The organism is Dactylosporangium roseum (assembly GCF_025264685.1).
Lineage (GTDB): Bacteria > Actinomycetota > Actinomycetes > Mycobacteriales > Micromonosporaceae > Dactylosporangium > Dactylosporangium roseum.
In genome coordinates this window covers 837,934-853,339 of the sequence record NZ_CP073721.1, presented here as the reverse complement: position 1 = coordinate 853,339, position 15,406 = coordinate 837,934, and the positions used below count along the sequence as shown (strand labels likewise).

Here is a 15,406-nt window from a genome sequence, read left to right as displayed (position 1 = left end):
CCTCAATCGTCCGCCGCGAGGCGGTACTCCGCATAGGGTCGCCACCGTCCCCCGTCGACGTGTTCGAACAGCGTGAAGCCGCCGACCGCGAACGACGCCTCGTACCCCGCCAGCTCGGTGAAGGCGGCGTCGAGCCGGTCCGACGCGACGTCGTGGGCGACCGTCACATGGGGGTGGTACGGGAACCGCACCGTCGCCCGGATCGCGTCGGCCGACAGCACCGCCGCGTGGAGCTGCTCGCACTCGCTGATCCCGGCCGCGACCGCGACGAACACCACCTGGGTCACCGGCCGGAACGTTCCGGTGCCGCGCAGCCGCACGGTGAACGCCTTGTGCTCGGCCGCGACCTCGGCCAGGTGCCGGTCGATCGCCGGCAGGTCGCCGGCCGCGATCTCGGTCGGGCCGAGCAGCGTCACGTGGGCGGGCACGTAGGCGGCGACCGGATCCCCGGCGGCCAGCCGGGCGGCGGTCAGCTCACCGCCCCACGGGTCCGGGATGTCGATCGCGACACCGATGGTGGTTTTGTCCACCTCAGTGTGCGGCACCGGGCGCGAGGAACCCGATGTGGTCGTACACGGCCTTGAGCGTCGGCCCCGCCACGGCACGGGCCTTCTCCGCGCCGATCGCGAGCAGCTTGTCGAGCTGTGCGGGGTCGTCGAGATAGGCGTTGGTGCGCTCCTGGATCGGCCGGAGGAACTCCTTGACCACCTCGGCGAGGTCCTTCTTCAGGTCGCCGTAGCCCTTGCCCTCGTACGCATCGACCAGCTCCTCGATCGTCCGGCCGGTCAGCGCGGCGTAGATCGTGAGCAGGTTGGCGACGCCGGGCTTGTGCTCCTGGTCGAAGACGATCTCGCGACCGGTGTCGGTGACCGCCGACTTGATCTTCTTGGCCGCCTTGGCGGGGTCTTCCAGCAGCTCGATGAGGCCGTTGGCCGTCGACGCCGACTTGGACATCTTCGCCGTCGGCTCCTGGAGGTCGGTGATCTTCGCCGTGTCCCTGATGATGTGCGGCGCGGGCACCGTGAACGTCTGACCGAACATGGTGTTGAACCGCTGCGCCAGGTCGCGCGTCAGCTCCAGGTGCTGCCGCTGGTCCTCGCCGACCGGCACGGCGTCGGCCTGGTAGAGCAGGATGTCGGCGGCCTGCAAGATCGGGTAGGTGAACAGGCCGACGCTGGAGCGGTCGGCGCCCTGCCGCTGCGACTTGTCCTTGAACTGTGTCATCCGGCTGGCCTCGCCGAAACCGGTGATGCACCCCATCACCCAGCCGAGCTGCGCGTGCTCGGGCACGTGGCTCTGCACGAACAGCGTGCACCGCTCCGGGTCGAGGCCGACGGCGAGCAACTGCGCCGCGCTGACCCGGGTGCGCTTGCGTAGCAGCGCGGGGTCGTGGCCGGCGGTGATCGCATGCAGGTCGACCACGCAGTAGAACGCGTCATGGGTCTCCTGCATGGCGACCCAGTTCCGCAGAGCACCGAGATAGTTGCCCAAATGGAACGAGTCGGCAGTGGGCTGGATCCCGGAGAGCACGCGCGGTCGGGCGGGAGACGACATGTCGGCCATTCTGTCAGGCGCAACCGGAAGCGCCGCACAGGCGTCTGTCTGGTGAGCGTAACGGAACAAGGGAGGTGGCACGGCGTGGGCGAGGAGCTGGAAGCGCGCGAAGCGGTGCGCGATGCGTACCAGGCGCACTACCGCCGGCTCGTCGCCGCCCTGTATGCGCTCACCGGCGACCACGCCGAGGCACAGGACCTCGTCCAGGAGGCCTACGCGCGGGCGCTCGCCCGTCCGCGGCAGTTCCTCGACGTCGCCGACCCGGAGGCCTGGCTGCGCACGGTCGCGATGAACCTGGCACGGACCCGCTGGCGGCGCCGCCGCCTGTTCGACACACTGGTGCGCAGCGGCCGGGTCGCCCGTCCCGTGGAAAGCGTGCCCGGCGTCGATCCCAACCGGGTCGCCCTGGTCGCCGCGCTGCAACAGTTGTCGCAGGCCACCCGGGAGACGATCGTGCTGCATCACCTGGCCGACATGTCGGTGCACGAGGTTGCCGACACGCTGGGTGTGCCCGTGGGAACGGTCAAGGCACGCCTGTCGCGGGGCCGCGCCATGCTCGCCACGCTGCTCAGCGACGCCGAGAACGTGCCCGAGGCGCCGCGGCGCCGACCGGTCGTCCCGGAGCCCGAGCCGGTCCAGCAGGAGGTGCGCGATGCGCCCTGAGCTGGACTTCCGCGCACTCCGCGCGCAGGTCGAGGCGGCCACCTGGCTCCCCGACTTCAGCACGCTCCATCGCCGCGCGGGCCGGGTGCGGATGCGCGACCGGATGGCCGTGGTCGGTGCGCTGGTCGGCACGCTCGCCGTGTTCGCGCCGGTCGCGCTGGCCGGCGTGTTCGGCCGGCCCACCCCGGCGGTCCTCGGGCCCAACCCCGATCTCGCCGAACCGTGGTCGGTCTCCCCCTCGGCCCCGGCGTCGGCCACCAGTCGCTACGCGTCGACGACGACGGTGCGCGCCGCGGCCGGCGACCTGCCCGACGGGGTGATCGCCGCGGTCGACGTCTGCGTGGAGGTGCCGCAGAACCGCCGGTGCAGCCTCCAGGTGGTCACGCTGCGGGAGGACGCCGCCCAACGGCGTGCCCCGTTCGTGCTCGACGCGCTCCGGCAGAGCCCGCTGGACAAACTCGACCACGTCGAACTGATCCGCGTCTCCCCCACGACGTTCCTGCTCAGCGGCGAGGTGAGCGGTGGTTCGCGCACCGCTGTCCGGTTCAAGCTCGACGAGGCGTCCGCGACGCCGCTGCCGGATCAGACCACCGCCGCGCCGGTGGTCGGTCCCGCCGAGCGGCTCCCGCTCGGCGGCACGGACCGTGTGGTGCAGCTCGTGCAGTACGGCGATCTCTTCGGCGTGCGGCAGAGCGACGGCGCGCTGAGCCTGCTCGTCAGTCAGCCACCGATGGCACGGCGGACCGTCGTCGGCAAGCTGTCCGCCGCCGCCGGCTGGTGGGTGACCGGCGCCGACCTGTACACCGGCGCACCCAGCGTCTCGGTGAGCCGCGACCAGGGCCGCACCTGGATCGCGCACACGCTCGACGGGCCGGCCGGCCTCGACGTGCCGACGCTGGCGACGCTCGACGGCCGTACGGCGTACGCCTTCGTGCGGCACGCCAAGGGCATCCGGCTCTTCCGCACCACCGACGGCGGCCTCAACTGGGCCGAGTCCAAGACCAAGATCGAGTTGCCCGCACCGCTCAACGCGGACAACGCGCTCAAGGACCGCGACTTCGGCGCGCTGGTCCGCCCGGACCGCTCGGTGCTCGTGTGGGTCCAGGGCAACACCGAGACGGTCTACCTGGAGAGCATCGACGGCGAGCGCTTCGACGTCGTCGCCGGGCCCGGTGGCTCGCTCACCGCGCTCGACAACGGCTACGCGACCCTCGGCGAGCCGGCACGGGTGTCGCAGGACGCGCGGAAATGGCAAGAGGCCACCCTGTCGGCAACTGTTCTTCCGAACTGACGGGAACCGGGGAGCCACCCGGGGGATCGTGAACAGCGTGAGCGACGTGGCAGAGGTGTACCACGCCTGTTACCGCAGGCTGGTCACGCAGCTCTACGCGTTCACCGCGGACCTGACCGAGGCGCAGGACGTCGTGCAGGAGGCGTTCGCGCGGGCGGTCGCGCGCCCCGGCGGGTTCACCGGCATCGACAACCCCGAGGCCTGGCTGCGCACCGTCGCGCTCAACGTCGTGCGGCGGCGGTGGCGGCGACGCAAGGTCCTCGACCTGATCCTGCTCCGGGAGCGGGCCACGCTCACGCAGACCGGCCCCGAGCCCGACCGCACCGACCTGACCCAGGCGCTCGACGCCATACCACGCAACTACCGGGAGGTCATCGTGCTGCACTACTACGCCGACCTCAGCGTGGACGAGATCTCCGCCGCGCTGAGCGTGCCGTCCGGCACCGTGAAGTCGCGGCTGGCCCGCGGGCGGGCGGCGCTCGCCGCGCTGCTGCCCGGGTATCGAGCCGAGGTGACCAGTGCCTGACCAACTGGAGGTCCGGTTGCGCGCGGAGCGGGACCGGCTCGACATCGAGCAGCCACCGCTCTCGGTGATCGCCGCCCGGGCGAACGTGCTGCGGCGCCGGCGGCGGCTCGGCCGGGCCGGCGCGGCCTGCGCCGTCGTAGGGTTGGTGCTCGCCGGCGTGGCGGTGACGGTCACCGGCGAGGATCAGCCGCCGCCCGACCAGCCCGCCGCCAGCGGCCCGGCCGGCGTCTGGACCGCCGAGGACATCACCGTCAACGGCCTGCCCCACCTGCCGACGGACCTCCCGGGGAAGGTCCGCGACGTGGAGTTCCTCGACGCGGACCGCGGTTTCCTGCTGAGCGCCGAGTGCCAAGGCACGACGAGTTGTACGACCTGGGTCAGCGCGACCACGGACGGCGGCCGGACCTGGCGCACGCGGCGCGCACCCGGCCCGCTGGCCTCCACCGCCGCCGACGCGGTGCCGACGATGGTCGTGACCGGCGCGCCGGCGCGGATCGCGCTGCTCGGTGCGGGCCCGACGCCGGTGCTGTCGACGAGCACCGACGGCGAGACGTGGGACACCGGCCAGCGGACCGTCCCGGCCGGCGACGGCGCGGCGCCGCTGCCGAGCACCGCGCACCTGTTCACGGTCGGCTCGGCGCCGTGCGGCCGCCGGGTCCTGGCGGTGACTCCGGAGGGGCTCGTGGCGCCGCCACGGCAGCCGCGGGGGCTCGACGTGTGCTGGACGGCCCCCGTCGTCGGCGGCGACGGCTCCTGGTGGGTCGGCGGGCGGTCCGCCGGCCAACCGGCGCTGGCGGTCTCACGTGACGGCGGCGCCAACTGGAACATGACGACCTTCCCCGGCACGGGCCAGGCCCGCACGGTGACGCAGGGCCGGGACGTGTTCGCCGTGGTGGTCGACCCGGACACAAGCCCGGCCCGGCTGCTCGGCGTGGTGTCGTCGGTCGACGGCGGCGCCACGTTCGGCTCGGTGAACCCGACCGCCGGCCAGGCGACGATCGGGGGCGATCCGGTGCCGCTGCTCGACGGCAGGCTGTTAATCGTCGACGGCGCGGGGCACTGGCTGGTCTCCGGGGACCGCGGCGCGACCTGGCACCGCCTCGCGGGCCTGCACCCGACGAACCGCCTGGCGCGGACCCAGGCCGGCTACGTGGCCTACGAGATGTCGGCGATCTACACGGCGTTCTCGGTCGACGGCTCCACCTGGCAGAAGCTCGACGCCCAGTAACGACCGGGGAGACGACGACCGGTCAGGGGCGCAGGAAGGCCCACGCGTCGTGAACCATCGTGGCCAGCTCGACGTGCTGCGGGCGCCAGCCGAGCTCGCGCTTGGCCTTGTCCGACGAGGCGACCAACTGGGCCGGGTCACCGGGGCGGCGCGGCGCCATCTCCACCGGGATCGGGTGGCCGGTCACCTCGCGCACCACGTCGACGACCTGGCGGTTGGAGAAGCCGGTGCCGTTGCCCAGGTTGTAGATCCGATGGCCGGGGCCGTCCATCGTGCCGAGCGCCAGCAGGTGGGCGGTGCCCAGGTCGGCGACGTGGATGTAGTCGCGGATGTTCGTGCCGTCCGGCGTGTCGTAGTCGTCGCCGAAGAGCTGCAACTTTTCCCGTCGGCCGGCCGCGACCTGCAGCGCGATCGGGATGAGGTGGGTCTCCGGGTCGTGCCGCTCGCCGATCATGGAGCCGTCCTCGCGGTGCAGCGCCCCGACCACGTTGAAGTACCGCAGGCTGACCGCCGACAGGCCGTGGCCGATCGCCTCGCCCGTGAGGGCGTGGTCGGCGGCGAGCTTCGACGTCGCATACGGGTTGGGCGGGCGCACCGTCGCCGTCTCCGGGATCGGCACCTCGTCGGGGTCGCCGTAGATGTTGGCCGTCGAGGAGAAGACCAGCCTGCGGACCCCGGCGGCGCGCATAGCGTCGAGCAGCTTCAGCGTGCCGACCGCGTTGTTGTCCCAGTACTTCTCCGGCTTCTGCACGCTCTCACCGGCCGCGATGAAGGCGGCGAAGTGCAGGACGCCGTCGAAGTCGGGCGTGAGCACGTCGCCGATCGCCTCGTGGACGCGGCCGCGGACAAAGGCGGCGGCGGGCGGCACCGCCTCCTGATGACCTGTCGAGAGATCGTCGAGAACCGTGACGTCATGCCCGGCGTCGAGCAGTAGCGCGGTCACGACGCTGCCGATATAACCGGCACCACCGGTCACGAGCAGTCTCACGCTCACCTCCACAAAGTCATCGAGAACCACAAATTTACACTTCGCCGGTGAATGACCGGGAGCCGGATGCCTACAATCCGTCCATGCCGGAGCCTGCCCCCGGAACCATACGGCAGGCTGTCGCTGCCCTGTTGAACCGTTGGGCCAGCCGCCTTCACGCCACTCCGGCGGATCTCCGGATCAGCGAGGCCGAGTTGCGCTCCCTCATCGCGGTCAACACCGGCACCGGACACGTCCGCGAGGTCATGGTCCCGCGCACCGAGGTGGTCTTCCTCGACGCACAGCTCACCGTCGCCGAGGCGATCGTTCTGGTACGGCGCGCCAGGCACTCCCGCTTTCCCGTCATCGACGGCGACCAGGACGACGTCCTCGGCTTCGTCCACGTGCGCGACCTGACGCTGCCGCCCTCCGTCGACCCGGGCCTGACGCTGCGGCACCTGACCCGCGAGGTGCACCGCCTGCCGGCCAGCAAGCGTGTGCTGGAGGCCCTGTCGGAGATGCGCCGCAGCGGCCACCACCTGGCGGTGGTCGTCGACGAATACGGCGGGACGGCCGGCATCGTCACCCTGGAGGACCTGATCGAGGAACTCGTCGGCGAGATCCACGACGAGTACGACGCTCCCCCGTCGCCGGCCACCAAACGGCCGGGCATCGACGAGGTCGACGGCCGGCTCAACCTCGCCGACCTGGCCGAGCGCACCGGCCTCACGCTGCCGGCCGGGCCCTACGAGACGGTGGCCGGGTTCCTGATGGCCCGCCTCGGCAAGGTGCCGAAGGCCGGCGACTCGGTCCGCCACAACGGCTGGCACCTGCACGTGAGCACGGTGGAGGGCCGGCGGGTGGCCCGGGTGTCGATCGCCCGGCCGGCCCCGCCGCCCCGCTCCCCCAGCTAGCGCGGCGTCCCCCGGATCCACCCTCGCCGATCTTGCGGTTCTGGTGCCGTGACACTCCCTGAATGCCCGGCTTGTCAGGCACCACAATTGCAAGATCGACGCGCGGCAGTGGCGGCGGCGCTAGGCCGCCTCGATGATCATTCCCGCGCCGACCGTGCGGTTGGTCGCCTCGTCGATGATGATGAAGCCCCCGGTGGTCCGGTTGCGGCGGTACTCGTCGGCGAGGAGCGGGACCGTCGTCCGCAGGCGCACCCGGCCGATCTCGTTGAGCGCCAGTCCGGTCGCGGACTCGTCGCGGTGCAGCGTGTTGACGTCGAGCCGGTATTGCAGGCCGCGGACCACGGTGCGGGCCGATCGGGTGGTGTGCTTGATCGCGTACTTCCCGCCGACCGACAGCGGGCGGGTCTCGTCCATCCAGCAGATCATCGCCTCGATGTCCTGGGCGACCGCCGGCGCGTTGTTCGGGCGGCAGATCATGTCGCCGCGCGCGATGTCGATCTCGTCGGCCAGCCGGATCGTCACCGACATCGGCGGGTAGGCCTCCTGGATCGGGCCGTCGGCCGTCTCGATGTGCGTGATGCGCGTGGTGAAGCCGGAGGGCAGGACCATGATCTCGTCACCCGGCTTCATGACGCCGGACGCGATCTGACCCGCGTAGCCGCGGTAGTCGGAGACGACCGTCGACTGGGGACGGATCACGTACTGCACCGGAAAGCGCACGTCGACCAGGTTGCGATCGGAGGCGATGTGCACGTGCTCCAGGTGGTGCAGGAGCGACGGCCCCTCGTACCACGACATCTTCTCACTGCGGGTGACCAGGTTGTCACCGTGCAGCGCGGAGATCGGGATGACGGTCAGATCGGGCGCCTCGAGCTTCGCCGCGAACGACGTGAACTCGTCGGCGATCCGCTCGAAGACCTCCTGCGAGTAGTCGACGAGGTCCATCTTGTTGACGCAGAGCACCAGGTGCGGCACGCGCAGCAACGAGCACAGGAACGCGTGGCGGCGGGACTGCTCGACCAGGCCCTTGCGGGCGTCGACCAGGATCAGCGCGAGATCGGCGGTCGAGGCACCGGTGACCATGTTGCGCGTGTACTGGATATGCCCCGGGGTGTCGGCGATGATGAACTTCCGCCGCGGGGTCGCGAAGTACCGGTAGGCGACGTCGATCGTGATGCCCTGCTCACGCTCGGCGCGCAGGCCGTCGGTGAGCAGCGCGAGGTTGGTGTATTCGTCGCCGCGGGACCGGGAGGTGGCCTCGACGGCCTCGAGCTGGTCCTCGAAGATGGCCTTCGAGTCGTACAGCAGGCGCCCGATCAAGGTCGACTTGCCGTCGTCGACGGAGCCCGCGGTGGCGAAGCGGAGAAGGTCCATCTGCCGCTGCTGCGGCGTCTCCAGAACAGCGGTCACCTCAGAAGTACCCTTCCCGCTTACGATCTTCCATCGCCGCCTCGCTCACCTTGTCGTCGCCGCGGGTCGCGCCGCGCTCGGTGATGCGGGTCGCGGCGACCTCGTCGATGACCTTGTCGATGGTGTCGGCGTCGCTGCGCACGGCGGCGGTGCACGAGGCGTCGCCGACGGTGCGGTATCGCACCCGCTCCACGAACGGCGTCTCGCCGGCCTTCAGCGGCAGGAACTCGTTGATCGCGTAGAGCATGCCGCCGCGGTCGACGACCTCGCGGTCATGGGCGTAGTAGATCGACGGCAACTCGATGCCCTCGCGGGCGATGTAGTGCCAGACGTCCAGCTCGGTCCAGTTGGACAGCGGGAACACCCGGATCGACTCGCCGGGCGCGATCCGCGCGTTGTAGAGCGCCCACAGCTCGGGCCGCTGGTTGCGCGGGTCCCACTGGCCGAAGTCGTCGCGGAAGCTGAAGACCCGCTCCTTGGCCCGCGCCTTCTCCTCGTCCCGGCGGGCACCGCCGAAGAGCGAGTCGAAGCGGTACTTCTCGATCGCGTCGAGCAGCACCGGCGTCTGGATGCGGTTGCGCATGCCGTCGTTCGACTCGCGCACCAGCCCGCTGTCGATCGCCTCCTGGACGCTCGCCACGATCAACTGCACGTTGAGGTCGGTGACGCGGCGGTCCCGGTAGGCGAGGACCTCGGTGAAGTTGTGCCCGGTGTCGACGTGCATGACCGGGAACGGGATCCGGGCAGGTGCGAAGGCCTTCTCGGCGAGCCGGAGCATCACGATCGAGTCCTTGCCGCCGGAGAACAGCAGCACGGGCCGCTCGAACTCGGCGACCACCTCGCGCATGACGAACAGGCTCTCGGCCTCGAGAGCGTCCAGGTGGGAGACGCGATACGGGGCGCGGCTCATATTGACGGGGACCTTTCAGCTATTGATCGCGGCCAGCAGTTGCGGCGCCAATGCCTTCCGACACACCACCAGATCTGGTAGCCGTGGGTCGGGCTGGTTGTATTCCAACGTAGTCCCGTCGATACGGGAAGCATGCAGGCCCGTGGCGACCGCCACAGCAACCGGGGCGGCGGAGTCCCATTCGTACTGGCCGCCGGCGTGCACATAGGCGTCGACCGCCCCGTCGATGACGGCGGCGATCTTGGCGCCGGCCGAGCCCATCGGGACGAGCTCGACCGGAAGTTTCCCGGCGAGCGCGCTCAGCAGCGCCGGCGGGCGGGTGCGGCTCGCGGCCAGCCGGATCGGCTCGCCCTGCACGCCCGGCATCGGCGGGAACGGCGGCGGCGCGTCGCTGCCCAGCACGCAGTGCTGGGCCGGGAGCGCGACCGCGCCGGCGACGAGCCGGCCGGCGCCCTTCTCGAGCGCCGTCGACGACCTGCCCCACAACGCCACGTGGACGGCCCAGTCGGCTCGGCCTTCCTCCCCGAACTCGCGGGTGCCGTCCAGCGGGTCGACGATCCAGACCCGGTCCGCCCCGAGCCGGGCGGCGCTGTCCACGCCCTCCTCCGACAGCACCGCGTCGGCCGGGCGCCACCGCCCCAACTGCTCCATCAGCAGCTCATGCGACATTCGGTCACCGGCCCTACGCAACGCGTCAGGGTCGGCGTAGCCCATCTCCTCACGCAGCTTGAGCAGCAGGTCCCCGGCTCGCTGGGCGAGCCAGCGGGCGAACCCGCCGTCCGTGGCGGGTGGCAGATCGCTCATTCAGTACGCTCCAGCCCCTCGGGTCACCGCGCTCAACGTACGCAGCATGATCACCAGGTCGAGTGACAGTGACCAATTCTCCACATACTGCAGGTCGAGGCGGACCGCTTCGTCCCACGATAGGTCCGACCTGCCGGACACCTGCCAGAGGCCGGTCATCCCGGGCCGCACGGCCAGCCGGCGCCGGGCGTCGTCCGGATACACGGCGACCTCCTCCGGCAGCGGCGGGCGGGGCCCGACCAGTGACATACTGCCGCCGAGCACATTGAGCAGTTGCGGCAGTTCGTCGAGTGAAAACTTGCGCAGAAGCCGTCCGACGCGAGTGACCCGCGGGTCGTTGCGCAATTTGAACAGCGCGCCGTCGACTTCGTTGAGGTGCCGCAGCTCAGCAAGGCGGGCTTCGGCGTCCAGGTGCATCGTGCGAAACTTGAAGATCACGAACTCGCGACCGTCTTTGCCCACACGTACCTGACGGAACAGTACCGGCCCCTTCGACTCAGCGCGAACGGCCAGCGCGAGACCAGCCAGAAGTGGTGACGTGAGGATCAGCAGCAGGAGCGCCCCGATCCGGTCGAAAATGGCCTTGACCAGGCGTCGAGCGCCGGTCAGGGTGGGGTGCTCGACGTGAAGCATGGGCAGGCCGTCGACCGGCCGGATGGTGGTCCGGCTGCCGGCCACGTCGATCAGGGTGCTGGCCACGATGAGGTCGATGTCGTCGCGCTCCAGGCGCCACGCGAGCCTTCTGAGCGAGTGGCCGTCCAGCTCGGGGCACGACAGCACCAGCACGGTGTCGGCCCGCGCCGTGCGGACCGCCGCGGCGATCTGGTCGAACGTCCCCAGCACCGGCACGCCGGACACGGTGCCCTCGGCGGCGAGGCAGGCGCCGACGACCTTCAGGCCGTGGTACCGCTCGCGGCACAACTGGCGGGTCATCGCCTCGACGGCGAGCTCGTGGCCGACCACCACCACCCGCCGCATGCAGGCGCCCTGCTGCTTGCGGGCCCGGTGGAGCAGTTGCCGGAGGGCGAACCGCCCGCCGAGGCACGAGAAGGTCACCAGCGGCACCGCGACGACGAACCAGCCCCGGGCGATCTGGAACTCCGCGGCGTAGGCCACGAAGACCGTCACGGCGGTCAGCGACAGGCCGGCCCGCAGGACCCTTTGATATTCATCGGTACCGACGAAGAGGTAGCGCTTCTCGTACGCCCGGTTGACGGCGAGCGCGGCGGTGAACGCGATCGGGACGAGGGCGCTCAGCAGCGCGTACCGCAGGTTGTAGCTGGTCAGCCCGACGCCGAAGCGCACCTCGAAGGCGACGAAGCCGGCGAAGAACCCGATGACGAGATCGAGAACGAGGAGCGTCCGCAGGTACCGTCCCTCCCAGGCCCAGCGGGCCCGGTGCCGGGCGGCGCGGTTGCCCGGCTCCGGCGGTGCCAGGACGGGCGCCCCGGCGGGCACGAACGCGGCGGCTCCGCGGACGGCGTCTTCGACCTCGGCGGCGAGCTGCGGCGACACCTCGGCGGGCGGGACGGGCGGCCCCGGTGCGGGCGACACGGGAGCGGTGGAGGCCCGCGCACGGGGCGACTCACCCACGTCGCCGTCCACCCGCCCGTGCCGGACGGCGGTCCGCATGGGGCTCGGCCGCCGGACCTGTACCGGGCGCTCGGCCCGGATCCGCGGCGCGCGCCCGTCGGCCGCGCCCTCGTGCCCCGCGTCTCCGTGGCGGACCTGGGTCGGACGCCCGCCGCCGCGGGCGTTCGGCGACCGGTGCTCGCCGTCTCGCGCCCGGGCCGCTGCGTGGGGATCACCCGGCCCGCCGTCGCCACGAACCCCCTGGGCACGGTGCTCGTGAGGGCCCGTCGCCGTGGCGTCCTGGCGGACGTTGCGCGCCGCGGCGTCCCGGCGCTGGTTGGCCGGGCGGCTCTCGCGGGCCTGATAACCGTGGCGGTCCTCGCGGCGCAGGTGCGCAGGGCGGTGGAAGCCGTCCCGCGTACGTCCGCTGTCGACCGCCATCGTCCGCCTCCTCAGTCCGCCTTACAAAAGGTGCGACCTGGAGTACAACGTGCAACCCGGACATACGTCACGGCACCACACGGGACGGCAGGGGCAGATCAGGACAAACGGACCATGGACAACCGGGACGTTATGCCCCGTGATACTGATTCTGGGCCGGTTCGAGACCACGGTCGATTACCATCTCGACCGCGTCCGCGGCGCGGTCGACGAAGAAGTCCAGCTCCTTGCGCTCCACGCTGGAGAAGTCCGAGAGCACGAAGTCGGCGGGGTTCTGCCGGCCGGGCGGCCGGCCGATCCCGAACCGGACCCGGACGTAGTCCTTGCTTCCCAGCGAGCTCGACATCGAGCGCAGCCCGTTGTGGCCGCCCTCGCCGCCGCCCTGCTTGAGGCGTAGCTGAGTCCACGGCACGTCGAGCTCGTCGTGCACGGCGATGATCTGGTCGACCGGCACCTTGTAGAACTGCGCCAGGCCGGCGACCGGCCCGCCGGACAGGTTCATGTAGGTGAGCGGCTTGACCAGGACGAGCCGCGGTCCGCCGACGCGCAGCCGCCCCTCGGCCACCTCGGCCATGACGCGCCGATGCCGGCTGAAGCGCAGCCCGGTCCGATCGGCGAGCAGGTCGGCCACCATGAAGCCGACGTTGTGGCGGTGGCGCGCATATTCGGACCCGGGGTTTCCCAGCCCGACGACCAGCCACGGCGCGGTGTCCGGCACGGCGTCTCCTCATGCGGGAAGGCCGCGGGCACCATCCCGGCGGCCCGCGACCTTCTGTCGAACCTGTTCGCCGATCCGCGATCGGCAGGGCGGCGCGGCTCGGGCCGGTCGCGACACGATCCCGACGCGGCCGCCGCGGGACGGGTCGAACCGGTCCTGAATCAGTCCTGAATCAGTCCTGGCCGAGGCGGCACACCACCGGCAGGCCGGCTCGCGCCGACCCGGTGCCGGGTCGGCGCGGAGACCGGCCCGTCGGTCGGATCAGGCCTCGGCCGGCTCGGGGGTTGCGGCTTCGGTGGTCTCGGCGGTCTCGGCCCCCAGGGCCTCGGCGGTCGGCGCGGCGGCGACCACGGCGATGACCAGCTCGGCGTCGGCGGCGAGCTCAACGCCGGACGGGAGCTTCACGTCGGCCGCGGTGACGTGGCCGCCGGGCTCCAGGCCCTCGATGGAGGCCTCCAGGTGGTCGGGAAGCCGGGTCGCGTCGGCCAGCACCGAGAGCGTGGCGCTCTCGGTCATGACGAGCGTGTTGCGGGCCGCCTCACCGACGAGCTGGACCGGGATGTCCACGGTGACCCGCTCGCCACGCCGGACCACGAGAAGGTCGACGTGGTCGAAAGTGTCCTTGATCGGGTCACGCTGGATGGCCTTCGGCAGGGCCAGGGCTGCGCTGCCGTCGGAGATCTCGATGTTGAAGACCTGGGTCATGCCGCCGTGGCGGATCGCCGCGGCGAACTCACGGGCGGGCAGTGCGATGTGGCGGGGCTTCTCGCCGTGACCGTACAGCACGGCGGGCACCTTGCCGGCCCGGCGCGTGCGGCGGGCACCACCCTTGCCGAACTCGGTGCGGGGCTCGGCGCTGATCTTTACCTCGGACACGACGAAACTCCTGATGCGGTTGTGCGGCGGGCACCGGCCGGCGCGACCGGTAACAGTTGTCTAGTTGCGATGCTCGGGCGAGGGGGCGCACGGGACACAGGCCCGGAGCACCGCGTCGATCACGGAGCCCGCTCAGCCGTCATGCTGTCTTGCGCGATGCGCTTGAACCGCACGCCCGGCCCGTCGGAGCACCCTCGCCGTGGCAACCGCACTAGCTTACCCGAGCCGTCGGGAGCCCTTCACACCCTCCCCGCCCGGTTGTGCGGATCACGCTGGTGCGCCACACAACCGGTGCGGAAAGCCGCCAAAACGGCCAGCCGGCACCGAATCGAACGACCGGCACCGATCCGGCCGACCAGGCGAGCCAAGCGCCGTGTGCCACCCGCTGCCCATCTCCACCGGGCCGCGCGTCGTCCCGACCGGCGAGGTGTCGCGTGGACCGGGTCTTGGGGTGAGCGGTGCGGGGTTGACGACCGGGCCGCCGAGAGAGCGCCCCGCGCCGGGCTACCGGACGCCGCGGGTGGGATCGCCCGCCGTCGCGAACGTCAGGAGAGGCCGCCGAACAACGTCGTCACCGAGCCGTCGTCGAAGACCTCGCGGATCGCGCGGGCCAGGAGCGGCGCGATCGAGAGCTGAGTGATCTTGTCGACCTTCTTGTCGGCCGGGAGCGGCAGCGTGTTGGTCACCACCACCTCGCTGATCCGGCTCCCCGCCAGGCGGTCGCACGCCGGGTCGGACAGCACCGGGTGGGTGGCCGCGACCACGACCTCCGCCGCGCCCTCGTTGAAGAGGATGTCCGCGGCCGAGACGATCGTGCCGCCGGTGTCGATCATGTCGTCGACGATCAGGCAGACCCGGCCCTCGACCTCGCCGACCACGCGGTTGGCGACCACCTGGTTGGGCTTCAGCGGGTCGCGGGTCTTGTGGATGAACGCCAGCGGGCACCCGCCCAGCCGGTCCGTCCAGCGCTCCGCCACCCGGACGCGGCCCGAGTCGGGGGCGACGACCGTGATCGGCCGGCCCTCGTATTTGGCCTCGATGTGGTCGGCCAGCGTGTTCATCGCGAACAGGTGGTCGACGGGACCGTCGAAGAAGCCCTGGATCTGTGCCGTGTGGAGGTCGACCGTGAGGATGCGGTTGGCACCGGCGGTCTTGAACAGGTCGGCCACCAGACGGGCCGAGATCGGTTCGCGCCCCCGATGCTTCTTGTCCTGCCGCGCATACGGATAGAAGGGCAGGACGACCGTGATGCGCTTGGCCGAACCGCGCTTCAGCGCGTCGACCATGATCAGGGACTCCATCAGCCAGTCGTTGATCGGCGCGACCATCGACTGGACGACGAAGGCATCCGAGCCACGGACCGACTCACGGTACCGGACGAAGATCTCGCCGCTCGCGAAGTCGTACGCGTCCATGGGCGTCGGGTCGACCCCGAGCACCGCACCGATCTCCTCGGCGAGCGCGGGAAACCCGCGGCCGGAGAAGAGCATGAGGTTCTTGCGGTTCTCCGAACTGATGCTGGCCATTGGGTC

15 protein-coding genes are annotated in these 15,406 nt (G+C 71.2%); 5 read left to right on the top strand and 10 right to left on the bottom strand.

From position 1 onward, the window contains the following. Positions 1-2: 2 nt before the first annotated feature. Both Drose_RS03935 and trpS read right to left on the bottom strand, forming a co-directional pair. Complete coding sequence (locus Drose_RS03935; protein ID WP_260726789.1) at positions 3-530, bottom strand: 2'-5' RNA ligase family protein; 528 nt, start codon at positions 528-530, stop codon at positions 3-5. A 1-nt stretch (position 531) separates the two neighbouring features. Beyond that, the gene (trpS, locus tag Drose_RS03930) at positions 532-1,563 is read right to left on the bottom strand and encodes a tryptophan--tRNA ligase (RefSeq protein ID WP_390891320.1); all 1,032 of its coding nucleotides are present in this window, start codon (positions 1,561-1,563) and stop codon (positions 532-534) included. 75 nt (positions 1,564-1,638) lie between these two features. On the opposite strand from trpS, the gene Drose_RS03925 reads away from it, so the two are divergent. Genes Drose_RS03925 through Drose_RS03910 form a run of 4 tightly spaced genes read left to right on the top strand, consistent with a single transcriptional unit; the run spans position 1,639 to position 5,262 of the window. Further along, entirely contained in the window at positions 1,639-2,217 is a 579-nt protein-coding gene (locus tag Drose_RS03925; RefSeq protein ID WP_260726787.1) for an RNA polymerase sigma factor, read from the top strand. After that, positions 2,207-3,508, top strand: a complete 1,302-nt coding sequence (locus Drose_RS03920) for a beta propeller repeat protein (RefSeq protein ID WP_260726786.1) — start codon at positions 2,207-2,209, stop codon at positions 3,506-3,508. Before Drose_RS03925 ends, Drose_RS03920 begins: the two co-directional genes overlap by 11 nt. A 37-nt stretch (positions 3,509-3,545) precedes the next feature. Beyond that, positions 3,546-4,034: an RNA polymerase sigma factor gene (locus tag Drose_RS03915; RefSeq protein WP_260726785.1), complete on the top strand. Its 489-nt coding sequence runs from the start codon at positions 3,546-3,548 to the stop codon at positions 4,032-4,034. Further along, positions 4,027-5,262: a sialidase family protein gene (locus Drose_RS03910; RefSeq protein WP_260726784.1), complete on the top strand. Its 1,236-nt coding sequence runs from the start codon at positions 4,027-4,029 to the stop codon at positions 5,260-5,262. The genes Drose_RS03915 and Drose_RS03910 overlap by 8 nt, the downstream gene beginning before the upstream one ends. Before the next feature lie 22 nt (positions 5,263-5,284). Here the strand turns inward: Drose_RS03910 and galE are convergent, their stop codons facing one another. Further along, positions 5,285-6,250 carry a UDP-glucose 4-epimerase GalE gene (gene galE / locus Drose_RS03905; RefSeq protein WP_260726783.1) on the bottom strand — a complete coding sequence of 322 codons (966 nt, stop codon included), beginning with the start codon at positions 6,248-6,250 and terminating at the stop codon, positions 5,285-5,287. An 83-nt stretch (positions 6,251-6,333) separates the two neighbouring features. Here galE and Drose_RS03900 point away from each other — a divergent pair, with 83 nt between their 5' ends. Continuing rightward, positions 6,334-7,143 carry a hemolysin family protein gene (locus tag Drose_RS03900; RefSeq protein ID WP_260726782.1) on the top strand — a complete coding sequence of 270 codons (810 nt, stop codon included), beginning with the start codon at positions 6,334-6,336 and terminating at the stop codon, positions 7,141-7,143. Between the two features lie 120 nt (positions 7,144-7,263). Here Drose_RS03900 and cysN read toward each other — a convergent pair whose 3' ends face one another. The 7 genes from cysN to Drose_RS03865 form a co-directional block, all read right to left on the bottom strand. Further along, the gene (gene cysN, locus Drose_RS03895; RefSeq protein WP_260729607.1) at positions 7,264-8,517 is read right to left on the bottom strand and encodes a sulfate adenylyltransferase subunit CysN; all 1,254 of its coding nucleotides are present in this window, start codon (positions 8,515-8,517) and stop codon (positions 7,264-7,266) included. 37 nt (positions 8,518-8,554) lie between these two features. Further along, positions 8,555-9,463 carry a sulfate adenylyltransferase subunit CysD gene (gene cysD / locus Drose_RS03890; protein ID WP_260726781.1) on the bottom strand — a complete coding sequence of 303 codons (909 nt, stop codon included), beginning with the start codon at positions 9,461-9,463 and terminating at the stop codon, positions 8,555-8,557. Between the two features lie 15 nt (positions 9,464-9,478). After that, a complete protein-coding gene (locus tag Drose_RS03885; protein ID WP_260726780.1) occupies positions 9,479-10,267 on the bottom strand; it encodes a 3'(2'),5'-bisphosphate nucleotidase CysQ in 789 nt (262 codons plus the stop codon). Continuing rightward, complete coding sequence (locus Drose_RS03880) at positions 10,268-12,280, bottom strand: sugar transferase (protein ID WP_260726779.1); 2,013 nt, start codon at positions 12,278-12,280, stop codon at positions 10,268-10,270. A 130-nt stretch (positions 12,281-12,410) separates the two neighbouring features. Beyond that, positions 12,411-12,998, bottom strand: coding sequence for an aminoacyl-tRNA hydrolase (gene pth, locus Drose_RS03875; RefSeq protein WP_260726778.1), 588 nt, complete (start codon positions 12,996-12,998; stop codon positions 12,411-12,413). A 261-nt stretch (positions 12,999-13,259) separates the two neighbouring features. Beyond that, a complete protein-coding gene (locus Drose_RS03870) occupies positions 13,260-13,874 on the bottom strand; it encodes a 50S ribosomal protein L25/general stress protein Ctc (RefSeq protein WP_260726777.1) in 615 nt (204 codons plus the stop codon). Positions 13,875-14,419: 545 nt separating this feature from the next. Then, positions 14,420-15,400, bottom strand: coding sequence for a ribose-phosphate diphosphokinase (locus Drose_RS03865; protein WP_260726776.1), 981 nt, complete (start codon positions 15,398-15,400; stop codon positions 14,420-14,422). Between the last annotated feature and the right edge of the window lie 6 nt (positions 15,401-15,406).

Bases quoted from the DNA above. Each gene is read 5' to 3' on its own strand.
- trpS (WP_390891320.1), bottom strand. From the start codon at position 1,563: ATGGCCGACATGTCGTCTCCCGCCCGACCGCGCGTGCTCTCCGGGATC.
- Drose_RS03920 (WP_260726786.1), top strand. From the start codon at position 2,207: ATGCGCCCTGAGCTGGACTTCCGCGCACTCCGCGCGCAGGTCGAGGCG.
- Drose_RS03900 (WP_260726782.1), top strand. From the start codon at position 6,334: ATGCCGGAGCCTGCCCCCGGAACCATACGGCAGGCTGTCGCTGCCCTG.
- cysN (WP_260729607.1), bottom strand. From the start codon at position 8,517: ATGGACCTTCTCCGCTTCGCCACCGCGGGCTCCGTCGACGACGGCAAG.
- cysD (WP_260726781.1), bottom strand. From the start codon at position 9,463: ATGAGCCGCGCCCCGTATCGCGTCTCCCACCTGGACGCTCTCGAGGCC.
- Drose_RS03885 (WP_260726780.1), bottom strand. From the start codon at position 10,267: ATGAGCGATCTGCCACCCGCCACGGACGGCGGGTTCGCCCGCTGGCTC.
- Drose_RS03880 (WP_260726779.1), bottom strand. From the start codon at position 12,280: ATGGCGGTCGACAGCGGACGTACGCGGGACGGCTTCCACCGCCCTGCG.
- Drose_RS03865 (WP_260726776.1), bottom strand. From the start codon at position 15,400: ATGGCCAGCATCAGTTCGGAGAACCGCAAGAACCTCATGCTCTTCTCC.